The sequence below is a fragment of the Nonomuraea sp. NPDC059023 genome, from assembly GCF_042740095.1.
In the GTDB taxonomy this organism is placed as follows: domain Bacteria; phylum Actinomycetota; class Actinomycetes; order Streptosporangiales; family Streptosporangiaceae; genus Nonomuraea.
Genome location: NZ_JBHYIO010000028.1, coordinates 1 through 23,596 on the forward strand (window position 1 = coordinate 1; position 23,596 = coordinate 23,596).

The window sequence follows — 23,596 nt, forward strand, 5'->3', positions numbered from 1 at the left end:
GGTCCCGCCCAGTTCCTTCCGGATCTTGGCGCGGGCGCGGTTGACGCGTGAGCGGACCGTTCCGACGCGGATGCCGAGCGCCTCGGCGGCTTCGGCGTAGCTGAGGCCGCCCCAGGTCACCAGGAGCAGCACGTCGCGGTGCCCGGCGGGCAGCGTGACGAGCGCGACGGCCAGGCGCTGCTGTACGGCCTGGGCACTCAGCCGCTCGTCGCTGCGCGGGGTGAAGGGTTCGGTGACCGGGTCCACACCCGTGCGGGCCAGCAGGTTCAGCTGTCTGGCCTCGGTGCGCTTGTGGCGGCCGATACGGTTGGTGGCGATGCCGTACAACCAGGGCAGGGCGTTGTGCCTGGCCAGGTCGTAGCGACCGCGCTGGTGGAAGGCGGCGAGAAAGGTCTCCGCCACCACGTCCTCGGCGACGTCGAGTCCGAGACGGCGGATGACGAATCTCTTGATCTCAGCCGCGTGCCTGCGGAAGATCTCCCCGAACACCTCGGGCTCCTGCCGGGACCGCGCGATGACGGCGGAATCGGCGGGGCTCGTTTCTGACATGCTCTGGCCTCTCGGCTCACGGATGGAACACCCCTACTTGCCCGCCCGCAGCCGACCGGTTCCCGCCATCAGGTTCAGACCTGACCCGAGAGCACGTCGCAGACCTTGACGCCCAGCGTAACCAGCTCGTTCCCGGCTCGATCGACGGGCAGAAAGTCCGTGGCCTCGCGCCGTACGTCTGCGGGTCAAGCAGTTCGGCGGCCCAGGGAGGAAACACTCGGCGGACGATTCCAGAGAGTGCAACACTTGATGAGTGAACAAGAATTAGTCGAGGCACTCCAGGCAACGGATATCGCCGCCACGCCCGGCGAAGGGATATTCCGCAAAGGTCGCGCCAATCTGTGGCGCGACGCGGAGGCCGTGGGTGGCCACCTCTGGCTGACCAGGAAATGGCTGGTGTTCCGCTCACGCTTCCTGAACATCCAAGCCGGCGTCTGGGCATGGCCACGCGACGAGATAGTCTCGACGAGACCGGTCAATACTTTCGGGATCGTGCCCAACGGCATGGAATTGGTGCTACGGAGCGACGAACGAATGCGCTTCGTCGTGACCAAGCGTCGTAACAGGATGAGCGCGATCGCAGAAGCGCAAGGCAGAACCCTTGACCGACGTGACAGCGAGAGGCGGTGGCGAGTCCGCAGGCTGACGTACGGTGCCCTGATCCGGCGGCCGTTCTCCTGACCGGCGGCACCGTTCACGCGTCAGCAGGTGAGCCGACCAAGGTGTCGGCCCGGCAGGTGCTGACTACCGGGGGGCACGGTGACCTCACCTCGGCGGACGTCCGGCGGGCCGCCTGTGGGACCTGGAGACCCGCGAGCGTTTACTGTGCGTGCCGGGCCAGGTGGCCGCGTTCGCCTTCGGCCGCAGCGCCCTGTTCGCCGGCACGGGCGAGGCCGCGTCAGCGTGTGTACCCGATCGCTGGTCAGGAGTTTCAGCGTCGCCGGCGGGCAGAAGGGGCGGGGCGTTTCCCGCCGGTGGGTCTGGCCTCGGCCGGGTCGCGGCTGATCGCCCAGCACGGTTCGCTGAGCGTGTGGGATCCCGGCACCGGCCGCCGGGTGGGCCGTCCCATCGCCCGCTGGTCGGAGCCGCGGGAGAGCGACGACTTGGGTCGTACGCGAGCAAGGTCGGCACGATCGAGGTCGTGGCCACGACCGTCAGGCGAGAATGATCATCACTTTAGCGTTCCCAGGTCAGGTAGCTGGACGAAATTTCGGCACCCACAACACCCGCGCGAGCGCGGAGAGGATCGCCCGATCTGCCCACGACGGCCGAGCACAGCCGGCTGTTGCCGCAGTGCCAGAATCTCTGCATCCTTGGACGCCTGCGATTGGGCGAGCAGCGCGATCCAACCGAATGCCCGTAAAACGATCAAGTGGTCGTCGGAAGCATCGGAGCGCTGTGCAACCAGCGCGTCCGCTCGGTACGGTGAGGAGTGCCATGCGTCCCAACATCCTGTGGATCGTGAGTGAGGACTGCCCGCCGCGCTTCGGCTGCTACGGGGATCCGCACGCGGCGACCCCGCACCTCGACGCGCTCGCGGCCGGCGGGGTGCTCTTCGAGCACGCCTACAGCACCGCGCCCGTGTGCGCGCCGTCCCGTTTCGCGATGATCACCGGCATCGCGCCGGAGAGCCATGCGCCCGCCAACCACATGCGCGCGCTGGCCGCCAGGCCGCCGTGGCTGCGGACCTACCCGGAGATCCTCCGCGACCTCGGCTACTACTGCACCAACAACGCCAAGACCGACTACAACGCCGATATCGACGGCATCTGGGACGAGTCCTCCCGGCAGGCGCACTGGCGCGGCCGTCCGGACGTGAGCCCGTTCCTTGCGGTCTTCAACTACGACGGCACGCACGAGAGCGCCGTGTTCGCCAGGGATCCCTTCCTCGTCGATCCCGCCGAGATCCGGTTGCCCGCGTACCTGCCCGACACCCGTGACCTCCGGGAGGACTTCGCCCAGTACTACAGGAACATCGCCGACATGGATGCCTTCGTCGGCCGCCTGCTGGGGCAACTGGAGGAGGACGGCCTGCGTGACAGCACGATCGTCATCCACACCTCCGACCACGGCGGCGTCAACCCTCGCTCCAAACGCTTCTGCTACGACGAGGGATTGCACGTCCCGCTGATCATCTCCGCCCCCGGCAGGTACGGCAGGCTGTTCCCCGATTCGGGCACCCGGGTTGGCGCGGCGGTGAGCACGATCCGGATCCCGCCCACCCTGGTTGACCTGGCTGGAGGTGAGGTCTCGCCGTACATGCAGGGCCGGAGCCTGGCGCGCTGCGCCTTCGACCCCGGTGAGCTCGCCTTTGGCATGCGCAACCGGATGGACGAGCGCTACGACATGATCAGAACTGTCCGGGACTCTCGCTACCGCTACATCCGCAACTACCACCCGCACCGGCCGTACGGCCAGCACCAGGGCTTCGCCTGGCTCGCCGCGGGCTACCGGTCCTGGGAGGCGGAGCACCTGGCCGGTCGCCTGTCCGACGACGCGTTCTGGCGTCCCAAGCCCGGGGTAGAGCTCTACGACACGGCCTCCGACCCCGACGAGGTGCGCAACCTGGCGGGCGAGGCGGCCTACGCCGACGTCGAGGAGCGCCTGTCGCGCGCCCTGCGCGACCACCTGATCGAGGTGCACGACAACGGCTTCCTGCCCGAGGGTTCGCCCGCGGAGGGCTACGACCCCAGCAGGCGGCCGGGCGCTTACCCGCTGGCCAGGATCCTGGAGGTCGCCGACGCGGTGCCTCGCCGGGATCCCGCCGAGCTCCCGCGCTTCCTCCTGGCTCTCGACGACCCCGACGGCACGGTTCGCAGGTGGGGGGCGCTCGGCATCCTCGTACTGAAGCCGCTCGGCGTCGAGGCACGCCTGCGTCGGGTTCTCGAATCGGAGTCCGACCCCTTCGTGGTGATCCCCTGTGCGGAGACACTCGGCGACGTCGGGCCCCTGATCAGCTTGGCGGGCCCTGACCATCCGCGCGCTGTCCGGCTGGAGGCATTGAACGCGCTGACGGCCCTGGCCGATGAGTCGACCCGCGAGGTCGTGGCCGCGGCGGCTGCCGACGACGACGAGTACATCCGGGGTGCGGGCCGCTACCTTTTGTTCCAGCTGGACGGGAGCTACACCCCGGCGTCGCGGGTCTTCCAGTGGGAACGGCTGCGCAGTCCCAAGGGGCGGGAGCCCGGAACTACGAAGTGACCCGGGCGATCACGGACTCGGCGAAGCGTTCGAGGTGCTCGATCTTGGTGGCGAGTGGTTCGGTGTCGGGCCCCTTCACGTAGGGCCATCTGAAGCCGACGATCAGATCGGTGATCCCCTTGTCGGCCAGCCGCTTGACTCCGTCCACCGTGTAGGCGTCCAGGGATATCGCGTGGATCTCGAACGGCCGGCCGGCCGTACCCTCGTCGCGGCGTGCGGTGGCCAGCCGGTCGAGCAGCACGTCCAGTTCCTCCGGGTTGCCGCCGCCGTGCATCCAGCCGTCCCCGAGCCGGGCGGCACGGCGGAGCGCGGCGTCGCTGTGCCCGCCGACCAGGATCGGGATCGGCTCGGCAGGGGTGGGCTCCATCTTCACCGGCGGCAAGTCGTAGTAGTCGCCGTGGTACTCGAAGTAGCCGCCGCCGGTCAGGCCGCGCAGTACCGCGATCGCCTCGTCCATTCGCTCGCCGCGCCGCGACCAGGGCACGCCCATCGCCGCGAAATCCTCGGGCCACGGGCTGAGACCGACGCCGAGGGCCAGGCGGTTGCCGGTCAGGCAGGCGATCGAGCTTGCCTGTTTCGCGACCAGTACCGGTGGGCGGATCGGCAGCTTGAGGACGAACGGGGTGAACCGGATCGTCGATGTCACTGCACCCATGGCCGCGATCAGGATGAACGTCTCGATGAAGCTCTTGTCCGCTAAGAACGCCCTGTCTCCCTGTGGGGTGTAGGGGTATCTCGTGTCCGACTCCTGGGGGTAGATGAGCGAGTCGGGGACGCCGAAGCTGGAGTAGCCGGCCGCCTCCGCTGCGCGGGCCAGAGGAAGAAAGTGCGCCGGGTCGGTCATGGTCTCGGTATAGGTGAAGCGCATGGACGGGAGCGTAGGGGAGCCCGATCGAACTAGCCAACTGAGTGCTCGGTAAGTAAGCTCCCGCTCATGGTTCTTCCCGATCACCTCAGCGGCACCACCGCGGTCGTCACCGGCGCGGCCGGCGGCATCGGTGCCGCGTTAGCGATCGAGTTGGCGTCCCGCGGCATGTCAGTCGTGGCCGCCGACATCGACGCCGACGGCGCCCGGCAGGTCGCCGACGACCTTCAAGCCGCCGGCAGGTCGGCCATCGGCGTCCACGTCGACGTCTCCGATTCCGAATCCGTACGCACCCTCGCGCGCAGGACCCATGCGGAGTTCGGGTCGGTCGAACTGCTCTGCAACAACGCCGGGGTCCTGCTCTTCGGTGACGTCGCCGAGTCCTCGCTCGGCGACTGGCGCTGGCTCGCGTCGGTCAACGTCGAGGGCCTGCTCAACTGCCTGCACGCATTCCTGCCGGGGATGCGCGCGCGGCAGGGCTGGCGCCACGTGCTGAACACCGCCTCCACCCACGCCTTCCTGCCAGACCCGCGAGGCACCGCGCTGTACAGCGCCACCAAGCACGCCATCGTCGCGCTGTCGCTCGGGCTGCGGGGCGAGCTCGGCGGGGAGGGGATCGGTGTCACTGTCCTGTGCCCCGGCCAGGTCGGAACCCGCATTCTCGACTCCCAGCGCAACCGTCCCACGGCCTACGGCGAACGGGCGGGCGAGCCGTTCGGCACCGGCGCGATCCCGATGGCGATCGCGCCCAGCCGGGTCGCGCGCGACGCGGTCGAGGGTGTCCTGCGCGATGCGCCTGTCGTCTTCTCCCTGCCCGAGCACGGGCACGCGGAGTTCCGGTCCCAGGTCGAAAGCATGTGGCAGCTGACGGGCGATGCGCTCAGAGACCACATCGGTGGCTGAGGGACGCCGCGATGGACTCTCGCTCGCGCCGCCTGTTCGTCACCGTTCCGTTCGTCAGCGCTGCCGCGCCCCTGGCGTACGCTGTCGCGGGCTACTTCGTCGCACTTCAGGTCCAGGCCATCGACGACGCGGCCAAGGTGGTGAACCTGGGCATCGTGCACACCGCGGGCGCGTTCGCCGCCATGCTCGCCCAGCCTCTGGCCGGAGTGCTGTCCGACCGCACGCGGACTCGCTTCGGCGCACGCACGCCGTGGATGCTGGCCGGAGCGCTGCTCGGCTCCACCGCGCTGGCCGCGACGGGATGGGCGACCTCGGTCTTCCTCCTGGTCCTCACCGTGGTAGCGGTGCAGTTCGGCTTCAACGTGTTCCAAGGACCGCTGGCCGCCATCCTGCCCGATCGGGTCCCGTCCGCGATGCGCGGACGCTACTCCACGCTCACCGGCCTGGGCATGATCATCGGTGCCATCGCCGGGCCGATCGCCGCCTCCCGGTTCGTCGACCGGATCCCGGTCGGCTACTTCACCTTCACAGTGGTCATTCTGCTGACCATCGTGGCGTTCATCGTGCTCAACCCGGATGACGACAACCGTGGCATGCCGCGACCCGCCTTCTCTGCCGCGGTGTTCTGGATCAGCCCTGTCCGCCATCCCGACTTCTGGTGGGCGTTCCTCGGCCGCATCCTCATCTTCGGCGGCCACTACATGGTGCTCACGTTCACCATCTACATCGCCCAGGACTACGTCGGCCTCAGCGTGACCGCGGCGGCGACGCTTGTCCCGCAGCTCGGAGCCATCGGCCTGCCCGGGTTTCTGGTTGCCGTCCTGGTCTCCGGCCCGGTCTCCGATCGCCTGGGCAGACGCAAGCCACTCGTTCTGGTCGGCGGGCTCGTCATCGCCGCATCGGCGCTGTTTCCGCTGATCTGGCCGACCGTGGCGGGCCTGATCGTCTCGGCGATCGTCCTGACCATCGGCTTCGGCATCTTCATCTCCGTCGACCAGGCGCTCGTCTCGGAGGTCCTGCCCTCCGAGGACGGCTTCGCGAAGGACCTTGGCGTGATCAACATCGCCGCCACCCTGCCGCATGCCATCGCCCCGGTCGCCGCCTCCGGCATCGTCACCCTCTTCGGCGGGTACGGCCCGCTCTATGCCGCGGTGGCCGTCATTGCCGCCGCCGGCGCGCTGGCCGTACTTCCAATCAGGTCGGTTCGCTAGGATCCCCGCATGGCCAGGACCCGGGACGCCGAACGATCAGGCGCGGCCCGCCGGGCCACGATCGTGGACTCCGCCCTCGTGCTGTTCGCCCAGCGCGGATACAAGGGCACCTCGATCGCGGCCATCGCTCAGGCGGCCGGGATCACCCAGCCCGGGGTGCTGCACCACTTTCGCACCAAGGAAGCCCTGCTCACCGAGGTCCTCGCCGAACGCGACCGGCAGGCGTTCACCGCGGTCGGGATCGACCGTGCGTACGCGGGCCCGGCCATCGTGCGGGCACTCGAGATCGTGTACGACATGGTCGCGCACTCCCGCGAGAACAGGGAACTCACCCGCCTGACGCACCTGGGCACCGCCGGCTCCAACGACATCCCCGAGTCGGCGCTGGAGTGGTCGCGAACACGCGTGCGCACGTTCCTGACCAACTTGGCAGGTGTGGTCAGCAAGGACATCGAGGCAGGACACATACGTCCAGACGCTCGTCCCGAGGCGACGGCGTCACTCATCATCGGCATGATCACCGGGCTGGAGCAGCAGTGGCTGCTCGATGAGTCCTTCGACATGCTGGTGGCGATGCGCGCATTCATCGACACCATGACCCGTGACCTCCTCATCCCGACACCACGCGATTGACCGGGCTCAGGTGATTCAGCCGGGCGCGTCGGCCCAGCGCCTGCAGATCGCCTGCGTCTGCTGCTCGGTGAGGTGCTCCACCAGCGGAGTTCTGCCAGGTGAAGCGCGCAGCCCGTCGAGCATGATCTCCAGGTAGCGGCGATACAGCCCTGGGTGGACCTGGACGGAGTGCTGGGCCAGGTCCGTCACCAGCCAGAGGATCATCACCACGTCGTCGCCGACAACGCCGTCACGCAGGTCGTCCTCGGCTGCTGCCCGGTCGAGCAAGTCCTTCATCGTCTGCGCGACACGCTCGATGTTGGTGCTGCCGAACTGCCAGGCGCCACCACTCAGCGCGACGTCCCGCAGGCCGAGGTTGTCCACCAGGAGTTCGGTGATCCTTCCCAGGAGGAGACCCAGCCCGTCCCAGGCCCGTTCGGCCTCGCCGGCGTGCTGTGCGACCTGCGACAGCTTCGCCAGCGGCTCCTCCAACGCGGCGTGGATGAGTTCATCCTTGTCGGCGAAGCGGCGGTAGACGGTGCCGACCCCGACGCCCGCATGGTGGGCGACCTCGTTGAGGCCGACGGCGAGGCCGCGCTCGGCGAACAGCTCCTGGGCGGCCTGCACGATGCGGTCCCGGTTGCGCTCCGCGTCCCTGCGCAGTGCGCCGGACCGGGCCGGCTCGTCGGTGGAAGCGGGTGTCACGGCGCCAGCGTACCCGTGGGAGGAACATCACACACTGAAGTGGATAGGTAGTATCCGCTTCTCGCTAGACTCCGAAATCGGATTTGTCGTATCCGCTTCGGGAGGCGAGTGCACGATGGCCGAACTGCTCTACCGGCTGGGCCGGTTCACCGCGCGCCGGGCTTGGTGGGTGATCACCGCCTGGGTCGTCGTGCTCGGCCTGGCCGTCGGGGCCTTCGTGGCGTTCGGCGGGACCATGAGCTCGACGATGACCATCCCCGGGACACCCACGGAGCAGGTGACCGACCGGCTGAAGACCGAGCTGCCGGTGGCCAGCGGTGGCACGGGGCAAGTCGTCATCCGGGCCGCGAACGGCGCCCGGCTCACCGACGGGCAGCGCGCGGGCGTGAGCGCCGCGCTGCGGAAGGTCGCCGACCTCGACGGGGTCGACCAGGTCGCCGACCCGTTCACCGCCGATGAGGCGCGCGCCGTCCAGGCCGCGAAGGCCACCGACGGCCTGGCCCAGGTCGAGGGCGGTCGAGTCCGGCAGGCCAAGGGCCAAAAGCAGCTCGACAACGCTCGCAAACAGACCGAGGCGGCCATCGAGCAGACCGGACCCAACCCCCGGCTGAAGGCGACCCTCACCCAGCTCGACAAGCAGCAGGCCGAGCTCGACAGGCAGCGAGCCGTACTGGAGAAGTCCGAGCAGCAACTGCGCGTAGGGCGAGACCTGCTCACCATGGCAGAGGGCGTCCGCACGATCTCGGCCGACGGGTCGACGGCCACGGCGACCGTGGTGTTCGATCTGCCGCAGCAGGAGATCACGCCGGACACCAAGCAGGCCGTCACCCGGACGATCGACGCGGCGCTCCCGAACGGCGTCACCGCCGACTACTCCGCCGAGATCACGCAGGGCGAGATCCAGCTGGGTGGCGTCGGCGAGGCGGTCGGCCTGGTTGTGGCGGCGATCGTGCTGATCGTCATGACCGGCTCCCTGGTGGCGGCCGGACTGCCGATCCTCAACGCGCTGTTCGGGGTGGGGGTGGCGGTCGCGGGCGCGATGGCGCTGTCCGGAACCATCGAGATGACGTCGGTGACGCCCATCCTGGGCGCGATGCTCGGCCTGGCCGTCGGCATCGACTACTCGCTGTTCATTCTGCACCGGCACCGCCGCCAATTGAAGGCAGGCATGTCCGTAGCGGAGTCCATCGGACTGGCGAACGGCACCAGCGGCAACGCCGTGGTCTTCGCGGGCAGCACGGTACTCATCGCGCTGCTCGCGCTCAACATCACCGGGATCCCGTTCCTGGCACTGATGGGGAACGTGGGAGCCGTCGCCATCGCCGTCGCAGTGCTCCTCACCGTGACCATGACGCCGGCCGTACTCAGCCTGCTCGGGCACCGGCTGCTGCCGCGACGCGACCGGAGGACGGCCGCAACCCTACCCGCCGCCGCGCCGAGGGCCCCGCAGCCGATGAGCGCGGGCCGGGCCGTACTGCGGATCGTGGTCGGCGTCGGCGCGCTGGCGCTCATCGCCGTCCCGGCCGCCTCGATGCGGCTCGGCCTGCCCACTGGCGCCTCGGAGGCGGCAGACTCCACCCAGCACCGCGCCTACACCGCCATCACCGAGAAGTTCGGCGCGGGCGCCAACGGGCCACTGATCGTCGTCGCCGACCTGCCCCACGGCAGGACCGGGGACGGGCTCGCGCCCGCGCAGGCCGACCTCGGCAAGCAGCTCATGAAGGTCGGCGGGGTGGCCGCAGCCGCGCCGATCGGCGCCAACGAGCGCGGTAGTGTCCTGGTCTTCCAGGTCGTCCCGACCGGCGGGCCGACCTCGGAGTCCACCGAGGCGCTCGTCCGTGACCTGCGCGGCCGTACCCTCGCATTGGGGTCCGACTCGGTCACGCTGTCGGTCGCGGGCAGCGCCAGCGCCAACATCGACATCTCCGGCAAACTCGCCGACGCGCTGCCGACCTACCTGGCGCTCGTCGTCGGGCTGTCGCTGCTGATCCTGATCGTCGTGTTCCGCTCGGTTCTGGTGCCGCTCATCGCCACCGGCGGGTTCGTGCTGTCGCTGTTCGCGGCGCTGGGCGGCGTCACGGCCGTCTACCAGTGGGGCTGGCTCGGCGCCGTCTTCGGCGTCAGCGACCCCGCGCCGATCCTCAACTTCCTGCCGACGCTGCTGGTGGGCATCCTGTTCGGGCTGGCCATGGACTACCAGCTCTTCCTCACCTCCGGCATGCGCGAGGCCTACGCGCACGGCGCCTCGGCCCGGCACGCGGTCACCGAGGGGGTCCGGGCGGGCAGGGCCGTCGTCACCGCCGCCGCAGTCATCATGATCGCGGTGTTCGGCGGGTTCATGTTCTCCCACCTGACGATGATCAGGCCCGTCGGGTTCGCGCTGGCCTTCGGCGTGCTCGTCGACGCCTTCGTCGTCCGGATGCTGATCATTCCCGCGGTCATGCACCTGGCGGGCGACAGGGCGTGGTGGCTGCCGCGCTGGCTGGACCGGCTCCTGCCCGATGTGGACGTCGAGGGCGCCAACCTCGAACGCCACCACCGGGCCACCCCAGGCAGGATCCCCGAGGACGCAGTGCGCTGACACGGGTGATCAGCGGCGGCGCCAGAGCCCTGCGAACACTGCGCCTGCCGAAAATTACATCCGCCCAGGTCATGACCATGTGAGAACTTCGCTTGGCGGCGCGAGTGCCGGCCACCCAGGAGACGGAACGCGTACGGCAGGATGACCGGCCGTGCTCCTTCGCCTGGCCTGTCTGACTGTCACGAATGCTTTCGCCGCGCTGCGGTTGCTGTCGATGGGTGATTCTCGCTCGCGCCACCAGATCATGGTCCTGGAACGGCAACTGGGCGCCGACGCCAGGGTGAGATCCCCCCGAAGACCGTGTCTTCCTGGCCGCCCTCCGGACCTCGCTGCCTCGCGAAGTCCTTGGCCGACTGCGGCTTCTCGTCCGCCCCGATACCGTCTTGCGCTGGCGCCGCGATCTGGTGAGGCAGCGGCACGCCCGTACCTGTCGGCCGAAACGGCCCGGTCGCCCACCCACCATCCGCTCCCTCCGCGCCCTCATCCTGCGCCTGGTCAGGAGAACCCGTCGTGGGGCTATCGGCGGGTACACGGCGAGCCGACCACGCTCGGCCTCAAGGTCGCCGCGCCCACGGTCTGGGAGATCCTCAAGCAGGAAGGTCTTGATCCGGCGCCCGAGCGGGCGTCCATCACGTGGGCTCTCCGACGTGTGGATCACGGTCAAGGACGGATCGGGGGACCCGGTCGCCGGACACGTGACGCTGGACGCGGCACGGAGCGTGTGGACGTTCACGCCGGCCGTACCCCTCGCATGGAACTTGACCTATCTGGTGGAGATCACCGGAGCCAAGGACGGGTCGGGGAACGCGATGGGACCGTACTCGTGGTCCTTCGCCACCGTCACGGATCACGCGGCGCCGGTCGTCACCGGCACCACTCCGGCACGGGACGCGACGGACGTCGACGTGGTCGCGCCCATCAAGGTGGTGTTCGACGAGCCGGTCTCCGACGCGCGGTTCTCCGTCAAGGACCCCGCCGGTCAGGAGATCACCGGCGCGGTCGATGCCGACGGCGCCGGCAATGTCATGGCGAGCTACGGCTGGTCCTTCACCACCGTCCCGCCGGACGAGGCGACGCCTACGGTGAGCGAGACCGTCCCCGTCAGGGATGCGACGGAGGTCGCCCCGTCCACGCCGATCCGGGTGACGTTCACCGAGCCGGTGACGGGTGCGCAGGTGGTCGTGAAGCGGCCGGACGGCGCCGTCGTCGCGGGTGTCCTCAACGTGGACTCCCCGCGAAGCGTGTCCTTCCTGCCTACGGCGGCGCTGGGTGAGGAGACGATCCACACGGTCGAGGTGACCGGGGCCAGGGATGCGGCAGGCAACACCATGGCGGCTACTCCTGGCCGTTCACCACGGGCGTGGTCGCGCCACCGCCCAACGCGCCGAAGGTCGAGGCGACGTATGTCAGTCCCACCAATGGTGTTGGTGCGTTGTCGTCGTTGACGCCGACGTTTGAGGGTCAGGTGCGGGATCCGGATGGTCGTTCTTCGACGATGTCGGTTCAGGTTGAGCATGATCCCACCGCGGCTGGTCAGGGCACGGGTCTGATCTGGTCGGGTGCGACCACGTCTGCGACCGCGAGCGGTAGTTGGGCCGCGCTCACTATCCCTGGTGGCAAGCTCACCGATGGGTGGAAGGTCCGGTGGCGCGCCCGCGCCACGGCCGCCGGTGTGAACGGCGCCTGGACCACCTGGAAGACATCACCGTCGACGTCACACCGAGCAGGCCCGCCGCGGCTGCCGCCGCCTTCACCGGTGATCACTACACCCTGGAGACCTGCTTCAACGAGGGCAAGGACAGCGGCTACCAATATCATCCCTTCGGTTACTTCAAGTACCGGCCGTACAGCGCCTGCTTCGGCAAGTACGTCGGCTGGGGCGAATGGGACATCGACCTGAGATCAGGCCTGCCCATCAAGCCCGATCCCGACGATGCGATCCTCGTCCACTCAACCATGGTGATGAACACCTTCCTCGGGTCGGCGGACGGCAACAGCGTCGTCAACGACACTCCCGACGGCCCGCACCGGCCGCACCAGATCGCGATGTACACCAAGCTCAACGACATCAGGGTCTACGACGACGGCCGCCTGGTCACGTACAAGGACGACGAGGTCCTCCGGCTGGAGCCCGACATCAAGGCCGGTCGCCGGACGGACTGCGCGCCCGTCGGGGACGACGACGTCATCCGCCGCGACTCCCTCAGAGACTGGCGGGCCCAGGGATACAACGCCTTCCTCTTCCAGACCAGCATGTCCGGCCTGGTCGGCTCCTGCACGATCCGGCCGAGCCTCTATCTGGAGAACGCGACGTTCGGCTGGGACGCCGACATGCCGCTCTGGAGTCTCCTGGAGATTCCGCCACTGGGCGGCAAGAAGGACATCCCGCCCAGCGCGCGGTGCGACAAATACACCATGGGCAAGCGGAACGCCAAGTACACCAACGCGTGCGTCTTCGTCGCGGCCAACCGGGTCTACACCATGTATCTCGACGACCCCAGACGCGGCGAGGTCGCGGCGCACATCCGCAAGGCCTTCACCCAACCGGACGACACGGAGCCCAAGTACGACGACGCCGGCAAACGTCTGAACAAGATAATTCCCGGCAACGCGGACGCGGCGCTCATCAAGATCAGTAAAACCACGAAGGCTCCCGACAAGGCCTCGTGGTACCAGAAGAACATCTATCGGAAGAACAAAGTCTGCGCGACCCTCTCTGGAACGGGCGACTGCGACGAATTCCCCTTCGCCTCAACGAAGCAGGGAGCAGGCTATGGATATCTTCAGAACGGAAAGTGGATCCCGTATTTCAACTTCTCCATTCAGCGGGTGAGCGAATCGCACAACTGCAGTGCCGGTGGCGACTTGGGCGTCTTCTACGCGCGCTACCGAGTATCGTCGAACCAGAAGTTCTGGGTGAGTATCCAGGACCGAATGCCCACCACGCTGGCGCAGAGTCCCAATCGGGCCGGCACGCAAAGTGACTGCTCCTGGCCCTAGGAATGACTGCCTGGTAGTCTCGGCGCGATAGAAATCGGTATCGAATGACAAGAAAGGCGCGCCATGCGAGCCGATAAAAGGTTATACGAGCTGCTTTCCGAGTTTGGGCTCGACGACGAGGAGTTGCCGGGCTTCTCCGCGCTGTGGGCCGAGAACATCTCGCCCGGAGAACTCGCGCGCGCACTCGGCTCCGCCGACCTGACCGGGGTCGAATGCGGCCTTGACGATATCGACGCGCATCTTGCCCACCTTGGAGACGATGACGGCGCGGCGTGGATCGGCCCGCACGGCGACTGGGCACTCGCCATCCAGGTCGCCGACGGTTGCTCCCTCGGCGCCACCGCGAACCTCCTGCGGGTTTCCCGTGGCAGACGTGCCATCGGTATTCACTGGGATCTTGGCGGGAACGACAAACTCGCCTACGCGGCGGACGGCGTACTGCTCACGAGATTCGCTCCGTCGTGGCCGGACTCCAGGATCGGGGAGAACGTTCGCGTGCTCGACCCCTTCATGGCGGGTCTCAGGTTTCAGATGGACGATCCGAGTGACCGTGCCATCGTCAATCCGGTCACTTTCGAAGAGTCGGTCAGTTCGGCGCTCGTTCTGGCCGGGCGCGTCACCGGCACCGAACTCGACGCGACCTGGCTCAGGAACACCCACAGGTTGTTCGTCCTGCCATCGAACTGACCGGGCTCGGCACCAATCCCGGGGTGCATCAGCAGCCCTCCTCTCTGAAAGTCCAAGCCGCTCTGACGCTCGCCGCCGCGGCCGCCGCGCGCGCCCCAGCTGGCCGACGGTGCGATCCTCAACGTGCTGTCCGCGATCTCCTGGCTCGCCGTCGACGGCGCGGGCGCCTACCACGCGGCCAAGGCCGCAGAGTGGGCGCTCACCAACAGCGCACCCTGGTGACGGGCCTGCACCTGGGCGCCGGGGACACCGACATGATGGCCCGGTACGACGGCGACAAGTCCGCCCCCGAGGCGATCGTCGCGGCAGCCCTCGACGGCATCGAAGCGCACCGGCCCGAGGCGCTCGCCGGCGCCTGGAGCCCGCCAGGTGAAGGCGCGGCTGTCCGGGGACCCGGATGTCATCCGGAAGCCGCCCTCAGCACGTGAACCACGGTCACCGCGGCCGAGAAGCGCCCGTGGAGTTGATCACCGGAGGGTCAGCGGGATTTCGGACTCCACGTGGGTCAGCTTCTCCGGGTTGCTGATGAAGTAGACGCCGGTGACGCAGGCGTTCTCGACGCGGATCGCCAGTACGCCGGCTAGGTCGCCGTCCAGGCGTAGGACCAGGGCCGGGCTGCCGTTGACCAGGGTGGGGCCGACCGTGAGTGCGCCTTCGACCTTGCCCATGCTGCCGGCGAGGTAGCGGACCAGCTTCTCGGCGCCGACGATCGGGCGCAGTGCGGCCTGTGCCAGGCCGCCGCCGTCGCTCACCAGGACGACGTCCGGGGCGAGGACATCCAGCAGGCCCTGCAGGTCCCTGGTCTCGACCGCGCGCTGGAACGACGCCAGCGCCGCCCTGGTCTCGTTCGGGGAGACCACCGCTCTCGGGCGGCGAGACTCTACGTGCCGGCGGGCGCGATGCGCGATCTGGCGCACGGCCGGCCCACTCTTGGACACGGCCGCCGCGATCTCGTCGTAGCTGAAGTCGAAGACCTCACGCAGCACGAAGACCGCGCGCTCGGTCGGCGACAACGTTTCGAGAACCAGCATCATCGCCATCGACACGCTCTCGGCCAGTTCCACGTTCTCGGCCACGTCCGGCGTGGTGAGCAGCGGCTCGGGCAGCCACGGACCGACGTACGCCTCCTTGCGGCGGTCCATGGTGCGCAGTCTGTTGAGCGCCTGCCTGGTCGTGATCCGCACCAGGTACGCGCGTTGGTCACGCACCCGCGCCAGGTCGACCTTCACCCACCTCAGCCAGGTCTCCTGGAGCACGTCCTCCGCGTCGGCCGCCGAGCCGAGCAGTTCGTAGGCGACGGTGAAGAGCAGGTTGCGGTGGGCGACGAAGATGTCGGTGGCGTGGTCGCTCAACTCTCGACCCTCTCAGGGGACCGCAGCAACTGTCGGCGCCTGCCGTCCATGAGCCACGCCGGGTAGCCGTACGAACCGGGCTTGCGCGCCTCCTTCGCCAACTGCCCGAGGATACCCCTGCAGATGAACTCCTTGATCTTCGCGCCGGGATGGCCGCCGACAAAGTACCGCACCGCGACGTCGTCACGGCGGGCGAACTGGTAGAGGCCGGCCCTGCGCCCCAGGCTGAGGCACAGAGCGGCCATCGCCATGGCGAGCGGTGCGGGGGCCTCGCCCGCGATCCGGCTGAGCACCGTGTCCGCGGCCTGCGGGCCCAGCTGGACCGCGGCCTGGCAGCTCATCCGGAACGGCAGGCCCGACGGCGCCGCCGAGTCCCCAGCCGCGACGATGCGATCGTCGTCCAGGCTGGTCAACGTCTCCTCCGTGAGCAGACGGCCGACGGCGTCGGTGCGGAGTCCGCTGCGCGCGGCCAGGTCCGGCACGCTGAACCCGGCGGTCCAGACGGTCACCGCGCTCGGCAGCTCGCGGCCGTCGCTGAGCCACACGGCTTCGCGGGTCACGGCCGTCACCGTCGGGGCGTCGAGCACGGTCACCCCGAGCCTGGCCAGTCGCTTGGCGACCGAGCGCCGAGCCCGCGGGTGCAGGTACGGGCCGAGCACCCCGCCGCAGACCAGGGTCACGGCGCGGCCGGCCTCGGCCAGCTCGGTGGCGGTCTCCATGCCGGTCGGACCGGCGCCGACCACCGTCACGGGCGCCGAGGCGGGAGCGGCGTCGAGCACCGCCTGTAGCCGCCGCGCCTCCTCGAGACCGGCCAACGGGTAGGCGAACTGGGCCGCACCGGGCACATTCGGGCCGGCGCTGCCACTGCCCACCGCGTAGATCAGGTAGTCGTAGCCGACCGTGCCGCCCGACGCCAACGCCACACGGCGCTCGGCCGCCTCGATCCGGGTCACGGTGTCGACCGTCAGCACGATGCTCTCGGCCAGTACGTCCCGGTAGCCGGCGACCGCGACGTGGGTACCCGCCACGAGCTGGTGCAGGCGGATCCTTTCGACGAAGTCCGGGCGCGGGTTGATCAGTGTCACGGTCACGTCGTCGCGCTGCGTCAGGCGGTTGGCCGCCAGGACGCCGGCGTACCCGCCGCCGATCACGACCACCTCGGTGTTCCGGGTCATGGTGCCTCCTCCGGTTTCAGGGTCTTGACCTCAAGACACCGCCCGGCCGATCGCTGTGACACCTCGAGCGCCGGCGGTTTCGGCCGGCGAAGCGGGAATGACGCATGTCATCAACCTCGGTGACGGCTGTCACGAACAAGGTCCGCGACGGCCCCGCGGGCGATCCGGCCGCGCAGACTGTCGATCATGAAGCATCTCAAGAAGGCCCTTGCGGCTGCCGCATCCGTCCTGGTCGTCCTGGCAGGCGCCACGCCCGCGACCGCGGGATCCGGCGCACCCCTGGACGAGGCGGCGCTGCGAGACAGCCTCACCTCCATCGTGCGGGGACCGGTACCGGGCGTGTACTCGGCCGTGCGCGCCGGGGACGAACTATGGGCGGGTGCGGCGGGCAAGGCCGACACGGCCACCGGCGCGCCCATGCGCGCGGGGATGTATCACCGGATCGGCAGCGTCTCCAAGATGTTCGTCGCCACCGCGATCCTGCGCCTGGTCGACCGGGGCAGAATCGGCCTGGACAGGCCGGTCGAGGAGTACGCGCCCGGGCTGCTGGGCGGTGACCGGCGGATCACCGTGCGCATGCTGCTCAACCACACGAGCCACCTGCCCGATCATCTGAACTGGCTCTACGCGGGTGCCCATGTCTCGGTCGAACTGCTGCGGCTGTCCGCCCTGCCCAAGACGCAACTGGTCAAGGGAGCTCTGCTGGCGGAGCGCACCGGCGTACCCGGTCAGTTGCCCGGCGTGTACTCCAACACCGGCTACGTCGTGCTCGGCCTGCTGCTGGAGAAGGTCACCGGCGAGCCGGCGGAGCGGTTCATCACCCGTGAGGTGATTCGCCGGGCCGGGCTGGGCCAGACCTTCTATCCGCGCGGCGCCGAGTTGCCGCGGCCGCACGCCAGGGCCTATTCGGACCTCGGCGGCCTGCTCAAGACCCCGGGGGACTTCAGCACCTACGACGTCTCCGCGCTGAGCATGGCCGGTGACCTCGTCGCCACCATGCCCGACGTCAACCGGTTCCTCGCCGCGTTGCTGTCCGGCCGCCTGGTCAGCCCCGCCTCCCTGGCGGAGATGAAGAAGACCGTCCCCGTCGCGGCCGCGCCCGGCCTGGCGGGCGACCCCTATGGGTTCGGCATCGCTCCTCTCCTCGACTACGGCTGCGGCCCCACCTGGGGACATGTCGGTATGTTGTGGGGCGCGACCACCTGGGCCGTCACCACGGAGGACGGCAGCCGGCAGGTCACGCTCGGCGTCAACAAGAGCCACCCGGCGGGCGGCGCGGCCGAGACCAGCGCCGTCGCGCGCCACATCGCCCTGGCACTCTGCGGGACCGTGGCTGCCAAGCCGGGCACCGTGCGGCCGCCGTCCCACGGCCTGCCCCTGCCCGCCAAGCGCTGAACCGCGCCGCCCGTCCTGAAGGTAGGAATGAACAGGCCGGTACGCCCCACGTGATCACGATTTTTCGTGACACATGTCATGCCGTCCAGCAGGCACAATACGAGACATGAGTGCCCCTTCGTTGACCGCTCTGCGGTGGTTCACGCAGATCACGATGGTCAGCGGGGCGCCGCTCTGCTGGGTGTTCGCGGTGGCGGCGCTGAGCTGGTCGCATGGGTGGGGAGCGCTCGTGTTCGCCCTGGCCGTCGTGGCCGGGGCGGTGACGTGGCTGGCGGCGGTGCTGTATCTGCGGGCGATCCGCGGCGCCGTCGTCGCCGCCTGGGAGCGCGTCGCGCTCGGGGCCGCCGGTCTCGCTGCGCTGGCGGGCGTGGCGGCCGCGTCCGGGATCGGGACCCCGGCGGACGTGCTGGCCGCCGGCGAGCTAGCCGGGCTGCTGTGCGCCGCTCTCGGGCTGCGGGCCGAGCCCACGCGGCGGCTGCCTTCCACCATGCTGGCGCTGGTGGCGGTCGGTGCGGTGGCCTTCGGGTCCGCCACGCTGCTCGGCGCGCTCGTCCCCTCGGTGGTATCGGTCCTGGTCGTGCCGCCGGTGATCTGTCTCGTGGTGGTGGCGCAGTGGTGGACGTACGAGGTGGCCAAGCGCCTGGAATCGGCCAGGCTGGTCGCAGGTGAGCTGGCCGTGGCCGAGGAACGTGCCCGCTTCGCCGCCGAGCTCCACGACATCCAGGGCCATCATCTGCAGGTCATCGCGCTCAAGAGCGAGCTGGCGGCCCGGCTGGGGGCCGGCCGTACCGACGAGGCGGTCGCGCTGATGCGTGAGGTCCGGCAGCTCGCGCACGACGCGCTCACCGACACCAAGGCCGTGGTGGGCGGCTATCGGCAGGTGTCGCTGCGCACCGAACTCGCCAACGCCGTCAAGGTGCTCGCCGCCGCCGGCATCCTCGCCGAGACGCGCGTGAGCGCGGCGGTCGCGGGTACGGCGGAGCAACTCCTCGGCCTGGTGGTCCGCGAGGCCACGACCAACATCCTGCGGCATTCAGAAGCCTCGGCGGTACGCCTGTCCCTGACCGCCTCAGACGGAACGGCCCGCCTGATCATCACCAACGACGGCGCCGCCCGTACGGCGGAGCCCGCAAGCCCGGCCCGGATGCGCGGCGCGGCGGTGGCGGGAAGCGGGTTGCGGGCACTGGCCGAGCGGCTGGAACGGGCCGGAGGCAGCCTGAGCTGGAGCGGCGGGGAAGGTCGCTTCACCGTGACCGCGACGCTGGAGAACCCATGATCCGGGTGCTTGTCGCCGACGACGAGGCGCTCATCCGGGGCGCGCTGGTGGCGCTGCTGGGTCTCGAACCCGACCTGACCGTGGTCGCCGAGGCGGACACCAGCGCCGGCGCGGTGGCGGCCGCCGCGGCGAGCATGCCCGACATCGCGGTACTGGACCTGGAGATGCCTTCCGCCGACGGCCTGGCCGCCGCCCAGGCCATCCTGCGCGCACCGGCGACCGCGGCGACCCGGATCGTCCTCGTCACCCGTCATGCCCGTCCCGGAGTGCTGCGACGCGCCCTGGCCGCCGGGGTACGCGCGTTCGTCCCCAAGACCACGCCCGCCGAACGCCTGGCGGAGATCATCCGCGAGGTTCACCAAGGCCGGCGCTACGTGGATCCGGAGATCGCCGCCTCCGCCCTGTCCGAGGACGACTGCCCGCTGACCTCCCGGGAACTGGAGGTCCTGCGGGCGGCTCGCTCAGGCCAGTCGATCGACTGGATCGCGGGACAGGTGCACCTGGCGCCGGGAACGGTACGGAACTACCTGTCCTCGGCCATGGGCAAGATCGGCGTGTCCTCCCGGCACACAGCGGCCCGGGTGGCATGGGAACAGGGATGGATCTAGCCGATGGCGTTCTTGCGGGTCACAAAAGCGTCAGCATCCTGATGAGGGCGATTTCTGCCCATGTCTGCCAGGCGGGATGGCTCCTCTGGCGCTCTGTGACGAGCAGTGTGTAGGTCTCGGGGGACAGGATCGTCAGTGCGATGTCGGCGGCGGTTTCGGGGGGCATGTGGTCGCGTAGTGGTGTTTGCTCGCCAGGGCGCGGGCGAAGGTCTGTTGCACCGTCCGGCGCTGAGTTCGTTCAGGTCGGGGTCGGTGGGTGCGGCGCTGCGTACCGCGTCGAGCAGGGGGCGGCGCGCAGGTAGATGTCGCCCGCACCTGCGGCCTGGCGGCGGTGCGAGTCAAGGCGACCTGTCCCAGTAGCTTGCGCTGCCAACCTTCCGGTTGGCGCGGGAGAACTCGGGTGGGGGCATCGGCGCATCCGGGGCGAACTCCTTGGTCTTGGATGCCGGGTAGGGGAGGGACGGTCCGCCGGGTCCTGGCGGCGGCGGGGGTTCGGGTCCGCGCCGCGCCGGGTTTCACCGGCCTGGCGCCAGTTCCTCATCTCTCAGGCCTGCGGCGTCCTGGCGTGCGACTTTCTCCACGTCGATACGGTGTTCCTCATGCGCCTGTACGTGTTGTTCGTCATGGGGATCGAAGCGCGGCGCGTGCACATTCTCGGTGCCTGGACGGCGCAGCAGGCGCGCAACCTGCTGATGGAACTCGGCGAACGAGCCGACAGGTACAGGTTCCTGATCCGGGACAGGGGCGGCAGATTCGGCAGAGATTTCGACGATGTGCTCGCGGGCGCGGACGTGCACATGGTCAAGATTCCGCCGCGCTCGCCACGGGCGAACGCGTTCGCCGAGCGGTTCGTTGGCGCACTCTGGCGCGAATGCCTTGATCACCTTCTTGTGTATGGTGGGCGGCACCTGCGACAGATCCTGGCCAAGTAGGGGCGCCACTACAACGAGCACCGTCCGCATCAGGCGCTGTCACTACGTCAGCCCTTTCATGTTCCGGTTCACGATCCGGTCGAGGTGGTCGATCTCACGGCCCGAATAGAGAGACGAAGCGCCGTCTGCGGCCTTATCAATGAGTACCGCAGAGCTGCTTGACGACGTACGAAACCGCAGGCCAGCACCACGAGCGAGGACAGGCGTTTCGGCCGGCGGTTTGCTCAGACATCGCGTATCCGCCTCCCCGGACCTAACGGCGATTTCCTGGCCATCCTCGAGGGTGACTCCTGAACGCCGTTACCTGAAAGCCCTTTCATCCTACGGACCGAAGGCGTGAGCGCCATGCAGCCCCGCCTCCAGCCCCCGGCCTGGACCTTCCTGACCCACCACGCCCGCGTGCTGCTGGAGATCGCCCGCAACCCCGACGTACGGCTCCGCGAGATCGCCGCCTGGATCGGCGTCACCGAGCGCACCGTGCAGCACGTGGTCAACGACCTGCACGACGCCGGCTACCTCACCCGCGAACGCATCGGCCGGCGCAACCTCTACACCCTCAACACCGACCAGCACTTCCGCTACCCCACCGGAGCCGGCCTGCCGGTCCACCGCCTGCTCGTCAGGTTCGCCGACCGCGACCTGCCCCCAGATTCGCCGCCCCGCCGGCCATAACGCCATGCCGCCCACGGCGGCTCGTGCACGGGGCAGGTGTTGGCCGGACCGCGGTAGCGCTCACCCACTACTGGTGTGTGGCCTGCTCGAAGGGGATGCCGTCGAAGGTGCCGGATACAGATTGCTGTGTGGAGAACGCCGTCCAGGACAGCGTCACCTCGTGGGTGCGTCCGCCGGTCTGGGCCGTGAGGGTGGTGGTCGCGTGGCCGCCCGGGGTAAGGGTGATCTGGCCACTGACTTTCAGGTCGCGCACGAACCGCACCCCGTCGAGGGTGATGTCCTGCCCGAACGTGACCTGGCCGCCGCGCAGCCCAGGCTCGTTCGGCCGACCGAAGTAGTAGAAGGCGTGCGGATTGCGGCGGGCGGTGGCGTCGGCGGCGGTGGCGAAGGTGGCCGCGAGGATCCGCCGCTGGCTCGGGCTGAGCTCGCGGGCCGGGTGCGGTGCCACGTCCCTGAGCTTTTGCGGGAAGGCGCCGACGGCGCGGTAGTTCTCGCCGGTGCATTTCTGGTCGGCCACCCGCTTGGTGGTCAGGAAGGTACGCAGCATGCCGCGTACACACTCACCCATCGGCGAGGGGAAGAAGGACTGCGCGTGGATCCCGAACGGGATCCGGATGATGGTCGCGTTCGGGAAGACCTGAAGCGACCGTGCCACCTCGGCGGGACGGTTGACGTCGAAGTCTCCTGCCACAACCAGGATGGGCACGTTGGGCAGCGCCTGTCCGGGCGGACGCGGTGGGCTGTGGCGCGGGGTCGGCCAGTTGATGCACCACTCCTGGCTGGCGATCGCCTCGGTGGGGAAGAAGTCGGTGGGCTGGTAGGGCGCCAGTGGACGTTCCCGCTCGTAGTAGCGCTCGGCCTGCGTTTGACGCTCGGCCGCCGAGGCCAGCCGGTCGAAGGGGAAGGAACCGTCACCACAGCGGAAGGCCACATGCCCGGCAAGCCACGAAGGGTTGAACGGCGGGTTGGTTTTGGGGGTCAGCCGGGCCAGACGGCGTAGTGGAATCGGGTCGCCGTTGAGGTAGGCGTGTGCGGCCGCGACGTTCTCCCGGCCGAGCACCGCTTCGGCCGGCTCGCGTAGCGTGAGCGCTTGGACCATCGTCACCTGCGGGTCGGGCTGCTTTCGCAGCCGGTCCACCAGCCGCGTCCAGATGCCGGAGGCTTTGCCCGGCAGCGCGTCGCATGCCTTCGAGCGCTCGCAGACGAGATCGAGGTAGTCGAGCCGGGCGTCGAAACTCTGCTCCGCGTACCCGTCGCGGCCGATGACCATGGAACTGTCCAGGAAGATGGCGTCCAGGCTGTCCGGGTAGCGGGCCGCGTACGCCTGGGCGTACAGGGTGCCGTAGGAGTTGCCGAAGTAGCTCATCTTGCCCAGGCCGAGCGCTCGCCGTACCGCGTCGAGGTCGTGCGAGGCCTGGTCTGCGGTGAAGTACGCGCCCCGCGGACCCACGCTCCTGGCGCAGGCAGCGACGGTCGCGGGCTTGAAGGGGTCGGCGCCCGGGCACAGCAGCGGCGAGGACTTTCCTATCCCGCGTGGATCCATGACCAGGAGGTTCTTCCGGTCAAGGACGGGCCCGAGGACTTGTTGGATCGTGGGCACCTCCGGCAGCGCCGGTTGGGGCCCGCCGCGGTTGGCCGCCACCGTGCCGTCGGCGTCCTTGGCCGGGAGGAAGGTGAAGGCTACGGAGATGCGTTCGGAGGAGGGGTTCTCCCAATCGAGGGGGACCTCGATGGTGCCGTCGCAGTGTGTGGTCGCGGTCGCGCACTCGTGCAGGTCGGTCGGAGGGGGCGGGGTAGCGGGCAAGAAGGCCGTCGCGAGGACGAGCCCCAGTGTCTTGGCGATCATGCTCTCCAGCCTCCCTGCCCTTCCTC

The 23,596-nt window shown here is 69.2% G+C and carries 21 protein-coding genes; 15 read left to right on the top strand and 6 right to left on the bottom strand.

Annotated features, from left to right (window positions below; all coding sequences use genetic code 11):
• Nucleotides 1–549 (bottom strand): RNA polymerase sigma factor (locus tag ACFWYW_RS37950; RefSeq protein ID WP_379641193.1); only part of this gene is annotated, 549 nt, incomplete at its 3' end.
• Nucleotides 550–798: 249 nt separating this feature from the next.
• Here ACFWYW_RS37950 and ACFWYW_RS37955 point away from each other — a divergent pair.
• The gene (locus ACFWYW_RS37955; protein WP_379617007.1) at nt 799–1,230 is read left to right on the top strand and encodes a GRAM domain-containing protein; all 432 of its coding nucleotides are present in this window, start codon (nt 799–801) and stop codon (nt 1,228–1,230) included.
• Nucleotides 1,231–1,986: 756 nt separating this feature from the next.
• Nucleotides 1,987–3,750, top strand: coding sequence for a sulfatase-like hydrolase/transferase (locus tag ACFWYW_RS37960; RefSeq protein WP_379617009.1), 1,764 nt, complete (start codon nt 1,987–1,989; stop codon nt 3,748–3,750).
• Here the strand turns inward: ACFWYW_RS37960 and ACFWYW_RS37965 are convergent.
• Nucleotides 3,740–4,618 (bottom strand): TIGR03619 family F420-dependent LLM class oxidoreductase, encoded by an 879-nt coding sequence (locus tag ACFWYW_RS37965; protein ID WP_379617012.1) that lies wholly within the window; start codon nt 4,616–4,618, stop codon nt 3,740–3,742. The genes ACFWYW_RS37960 and ACFWYW_RS37965 overlap by 11 nt on opposite strands.
• A 66-nt stretch (nt 4,619–4,684) precedes the next feature.
• On the opposite strand from ACFWYW_RS37965, the gene ACFWYW_RS37970 reads away from it, so the two are divergent.
• The 3 genes from ACFWYW_RS37970 to ACFWYW_RS37980 are packed head-to-tail and all read left to right on the top strand — an operon-like array spanning nt 4,685 to nt 7,362.
• The gene (locus tag ACFWYW_RS37970) at nt 4,685–5,518 is read left to right on the top strand and encodes an SDR family NAD(P)-dependent oxidoreductase (RefSeq protein ID WP_379617014.1); all 834 of its coding nucleotides are present in this window, start codon (nt 4,685–4,687) and stop codon (nt 5,516–5,518) included.
• A gap of 11 nt (nt 5,519–5,529) precedes the next feature.
• A complete protein-coding gene (locus ACFWYW_RS37975; protein ID WP_379617016.1) occupies nt 5,530–6,729 on the top strand; it encodes an MFS transporter in 1,200 nt (399 codons plus the stop codon).
• A gap of 9 nt (nt 6,730–6,738) precedes the next feature.
• On the top strand, nt 6,739–7,362 hold the full coding sequence (locus ACFWYW_RS37980) for a TetR/AcrR family transcriptional regulator (RefSeq protein ID WP_379617018.1): 624 nt from the start codon (nt 6,739–6,741) through the stop codon (nt 7,360–7,362).
• 15 nt (nt 7,363–7,377) lie between these two features.
• On the opposite strand, the gene ACFWYW_RS37985 is transcribed toward ACFWYW_RS37980, so the two are convergent.
• Nucleotides 7,378–8,046, bottom strand: a complete 669-nt coding sequence (locus tag ACFWYW_RS37985) for a TetR/AcrR family transcriptional regulator (RefSeq protein ID WP_379617020.1) — start codon at nt 8,044–8,046, stop codon at nt 7,378–7,380.
• A 115-nt stretch (nt 8,047–8,161) separates the two neighbouring features.
• Here ACFWYW_RS37985 and ACFWYW_RS37990 point away from each other — a divergent pair, with 115 nt between their 5' ends.
• The 5 genes from ACFWYW_RS37990 (at nt 8,162) to ACFWYW_RS38010 (ending at nt 14,742) form a co-directional block, all read left to right on the top strand.
• Nucleotides 8,162–10,627 (top strand): MMPL family transporter, encoded by a 2,466-nt coding sequence (locus tag ACFWYW_RS37990; protein ID WP_379617022.1) that lies wholly within the window; start codon nt 8,162–8,164, stop codon nt 10,625–10,627.
• Between the two features lie 647 nt (nt 10,628–11,274).
• The gene (locus ACFWYW_RS37995) at nt 11,275–12,072 is read left to right on the top strand and encodes an Ig-like domain-containing protein (protein WP_379617024.1); all 798 of its coding nucleotides are present in this window, start codon (nt 11,275–11,277) and stop codon (nt 12,070–12,072) included.
• Nucleotides 12,073–12,271: 199 nt separating this feature from the next.
• A complete protein-coding gene (locus tag ACFWYW_RS38000) occupies nt 12,272–13,627 on the top strand; it encodes a hypothetical protein (RefSeq protein WP_379617026.1) in 1,356 nt (451 codons plus the stop codon).
• Between the two features lie 63 nt (nt 13,628–13,690).
• Nucleotides 13,691–14,314, top strand: a complete 624-nt coding sequence (locus tag ACFWYW_RS38005) for a DUF6461 domain-containing protein (RefSeq protein WP_379617028.1) — start codon at nt 13,691–13,693, stop codon at nt 14,312–14,314.
• A 218-nt stretch (nt 14,315–14,532) separates the two neighbouring features.
• Nucleotides 14,533–14,742 carry a hypothetical protein gene (locus tag ACFWYW_RS38010; RefSeq protein WP_379617030.1) on the top strand — a complete coding sequence of 70 codons (210 nt, stop codon included), beginning with the start codon at nt 14,533–14,535 and terminating at the stop codon, nt 14,740–14,742.
• Nucleotides 14,743–14,781: 39 nt separating this feature from the next.
• Here the strand turns inward: ACFWYW_RS38010 and ACFWYW_RS38015 are convergent, their stop codons facing one another.
• Together ACFWYW_RS38015 and ACFWYW_RS38020 are read right to left on the bottom strand one after the other, a co-directional pair.
• Nucleotides 14,782–15,666 (bottom strand): RNA polymerase sigma-70 factor, encoded by an 885-nt coding sequence (locus tag ACFWYW_RS38015; RefSeq protein WP_379617032.1) that lies wholly within the window; start codon nt 15,664–15,666, stop codon nt 14,782–14,784.
• Complete coding sequence (locus tag ACFWYW_RS38020) at nt 15,663–16,841, bottom strand: NAD(P)/FAD-dependent oxidoreductase (RefSeq protein WP_379617034.1); 1,179 nt, start codon at nt 16,839–16,841, stop codon at nt 15,663–15,665. Before ACFWYW_RS38020 ends, ACFWYW_RS38015 begins: the two co-directional genes overlap by 4 nt.
• Nucleotides 16,842–17,027: 186 nt before the next feature.
• On the opposite strand from ACFWYW_RS38020, the gene ACFWYW_RS38025 reads away from it, so the two are divergent.
• From ACFWYW_RS38025 to ACFWYW_RS38045, 5 genes are all read left to right on the top strand, one after another.
• A complete protein-coding gene (locus tag ACFWYW_RS38025; protein WP_379617036.1) occupies nt 17,028–18,236 on the top strand; it encodes a serine hydrolase domain-containing protein in 1,209 nt (402 codons plus the stop codon).
• A gap of 106 nt (nt 18,237–18,342) precedes the next feature.
• Nucleotides 18,343–19,512, top strand: coding sequence for a sensor histidine kinase (locus ACFWYW_RS38030; RefSeq protein ID WP_379617038.1), 1,170 nt, complete (start codon nt 18,343–18,345; stop codon nt 19,510–19,512).
• Complete coding sequence (locus ACFWYW_RS38035; protein ID WP_379617040.1) at nt 19,509–20,120, top strand: DNA-binding response regulator; 612 nt, start codon at nt 19,509–19,511, stop codon at nt 20,118–20,120. Before ACFWYW_RS38030 ends, ACFWYW_RS38035 begins: the two co-directional genes overlap by 4 nt.
• Nucleotides 20,121–20,719: 599 nt before the next feature.
• The gene (locus tag ACFWYW_RS38040) at nt 20,720–21,052 is read left to right on the top strand and encodes a hypothetical protein (protein ID WP_379617042.1); all 333 of its coding nucleotides are present in this window, start codon (nt 20,720–20,722) and stop codon (nt 21,050–21,052) included.
• 345 nt (nt 21,053–21,397) lie between these two features.
• Nucleotides 21,398–21,724 carry a helix-turn-helix transcriptional regulator gene (locus tag ACFWYW_RS38045; protein ID WP_379617265.1) on the top strand — a complete coding sequence of 109 codons (327 nt, stop codon included), beginning with the start codon at nt 21,398–21,400 and terminating at the stop codon, nt 21,722–21,724.
• 67 nt (nt 21,725–21,791) lie between these two features.
• Here ACFWYW_RS38045 and ACFWYW_RS38050 read toward each other — a convergent pair whose 3' ends face one another.
• Nucleotides 21,792–23,570 (bottom strand): alpha/beta fold hydrolase, encoded by a 1,779-nt coding sequence (locus ACFWYW_RS38050; protein WP_379617044.1) that lies wholly within the window; start codon nt 23,568–23,570, stop codon nt 21,792–21,794.
• Nucleotides 23,571–23,596: the final 26 nt, after the last annotated feature.

Excerpts from the sequence above, each read along its gene's own strand:
- ACFWYW_RS37990 (WP_379617022.1), top strand. The coding sequence starts at position 8,162 with ATGGCCGAACTGCTCTACCGGCTGGGCCGGTTCACCGCGCGCCGGGCT.
- ACFWYW_RS37960 (WP_379617009.1), top strand. The coding sequence starts at position 1,987 with ATGCGTCCCAACATCCTGTGGATCGTGAGTGAGGACTGCCCGCCGCGC.
- ACFWYW_RS38005 (WP_379617028.1), top strand. The coding sequence starts at position 13,691 with ATGCGAGCCGATAAAAGGTTATACGAGCTGCTTTCCGAGTTTGGGCTC.
- ACFWYW_RS37965 (WP_379617012.1), bottom strand. The coding sequence starts at position 4,618 with ATGCGCTTCACCTATACCGAGACCATGACCGACCCGGCGCACTTTCTT.
- ACFWYW_RS38035 (WP_379617040.1), top strand. The coding sequence starts at position 19,509 with ATGATCCGGGTGCTTGTCGCCGACGACGAGGCGCTCATCCGGGGCGCG.
- ACFWYW_RS38045 (WP_379617265.1), top strand. The coding sequence starts at position 21,398 with ATGCAGCCCCGCCTCCAGCCCCCGGCCTGGACCTTCCTGACCCACCAC.
- ACFWYW_RS38050 (WP_379617044.1), bottom strand. The coding sequence starts at position 23,570 with ATGATCGCCAAGACACTGGGGCTCGTCCTCGCGACGGCCTTCTTGCCC.
- ACFWYW_RS38020 (WP_379617034.1), bottom strand. The coding sequence starts at position 16,841 with ATGACCCGGAACACCGAGGTGGTCGTGATCGGCGGCGGGTACGCCGGC.
- ACFWYW_RS37980 (WP_379617018.1), top strand. The coding sequence starts at position 6,739 with ATGGCCAGGACCCGGGACGCCGAACGATCAGGCGCGGCCCGCCGGGCC.
- ACFWYW_RS38030 (WP_379617038.1), top strand. The coding sequence starts at position 18,343 with ATGAGTGCCCCTTCGTTGACCGCTCTGCGGTGGTTCACGCAGATCACG.
- ACFWYW_RS37970 (WP_379617014.1), top strand. The coding sequence starts at position 4,685 with ATGGTTCTTCCCGATCACCTCAGCGGCACCACCGCGGTCGTCACCGGC.
- ACFWYW_RS38025 (WP_379617036.1), top strand. The coding sequence starts at position 17,028 with ATGAAGCATCTCAAGAAGGCCCTTGCGGCTGCCGCATCCGTCCTGGTC.
- ACFWYW_RS38040 (WP_379617042.1), top strand. The coding sequence starts at position 20,720 with ATGCGCCTGTACGTGTTGTTCGTCATGGGGATCGAAGCGCGGCGCGTG.
- ACFWYW_RS37955 (WP_379617007.1), top strand. The coding sequence starts at position 799 with ATGAGTGAACAAGAATTAGTCGAGGCACTCCAGGCAACGGATATCGCC.
- ACFWYW_RS37975 (WP_379617016.1), top strand. The coding sequence starts at position 5,530 with ATGGACTCTCGCTCGCGCCGCCTGTTCGTCACCGTTCCGTTCGTCAGC.